Source organism: Rhizobacter sp. P3_B12 (assembly GCF_056402895.1).
This window is the reverse complement of record NZ_JBFUGN010001314.1, coordinates 1-1,364: the sequence shown is the minus strand read 5'-3', so window position 1 is coordinate 1,364 and position 1,364 is coordinate 1. Positions and strand designations below refer to the sequence as shown.

The 1,364-nt window shown below is 72.0% G+C and carries 1 protein-coding gene and 1 pseudogene; both read right to left on the bottom strand.

Annotated elements, in window-relative coordinates:
• Positions 1 to 125 precede the first annotated feature (125 nt).
• On the bottom strand, positions 126 to 1,139 hold the full coding sequence (locus AC1D01_RS34840; protein ID WP_477874106.1) for a hypothetical protein: 1,014 nt from the start codon (positions 1,137 to 1,139) through the stop codon (positions 126 to 128).
• Between the two features lies 1 nt (position 1,140).
• Positions 1,141 to 1,364: pseudogene (locus AC1D01_RS34835) on the bottom strand (hypothetical protein); the annotation flags it as partial.

Sequence of the window (1,364 nt, the reverse complement as noted above, 5' to 3'; positions counted from 1 at the left end):
GGCCTGCGCGAAGTACTGCGCCAGGCGGCGCGTCTTGTCGCCGGTGGTGTCGCCGTTCACGGTGGCCTGCAGCTTGTCGAAGTCGGCCAGCAGGTCGGCGGGCGGGGGGGCGAGATCGGTGCTCATCAACGGACTCCTTGGAGGGCGGTCTGACCGTTGGTCAGCACCGCATCGGGGGCGACGGTGAGCACCAGGTGCTTCACACCGTCACGGGTTTCCATCACCGACACGCCGTCGGTCGACAGGGATGACAGGACGGCCGGGCTCGCCGGCTGCGGCGTCGCAGGCTCCTCGAGCACCGCGTCGATGCGCTTGACGACCGGCGACAGGTCGGCGGTGACGCGATCGATCGCGGCCTGCGTCGCGGCCACGTCGTTGGCCTTCACCGCGTAGCCGAAGACGCCGGCGCCGCGGTAGGTGATCTGCGCGCCGGGCAGGCCGATCGCGCTGCGGATCGTCTCGGCGACATCGCTCGCCACCGACACGTGCTGCTGCAGCGGGAAGCCGGCGGGTGCGGCCTTCAGCGCGGCGTTCACCGCACGCAGCTGCTCGGYGTCGTCGAGCAGGCCGTCGATGCTCAGYGATCCCTGGGCGATGCGCACCGACAGCCGGCCGGCGGCCACCCCGTCAATCGCACGCTGCAGCGCGGCGCGGCTCATCTCCAGCGTCGGGGCCGGGGCCTCGTTGGCCCGCGTGGCCGAGACCAGCCAGCCGGCGGAGACCAGCGCGATGATCACTGCGAGCGCGCCGGGGACGGCACGGGCAGGGCGGGCCACCAGCCGTTGACGGACGGCAGCCAGGCTGCCCGACGGCGCGACGGCGCGGGTTGCGGCCAGCAGCGCGGCATCATCGGGCCAGTCGGCGCCGCTGGGGCCGGTGCAGACGCGGACACCGCTGAAGTCGACCGGGACGAAATCATCGAGGCGAAGCCGCTGCGGGCTGCCGTTCGACCACTGTGCCAGCGCGACACCGTCGGCGCCGAGGCGCAGCGTGAGGGCCGGAAACTGCCAGTCGGCAATGGAAATGTCGCATTCATCTGCTTGTCCGATCGAATGGGTTCCTGGACTCAAATCTAGGTAGGCACCGGCATGCGTGCCGCTCAGGATGCGAAGGCGTTTGTGCGCCGGCGAAGTGCTCATGTCAGCGGGCTCCCTTGGTGTCGCAACCGGTGGCCAGGCCCATGGCCTGGGCCGCGCAGCCGGCCTTCGGCGCGGCGGTCTTGCCGGTCGCCTTGCCGGTCGCCTTGCCGTTCGTGTTGGCTGCCGTCCGCGTCGTCGACGAGGCGGTGGTGGCGGCCGTGGCGGTGGCCGGTGCGCTGCTGCCGGGCAGCAGCGCGGCACGCGGCGTCAGCAGCGGCTTCAGCG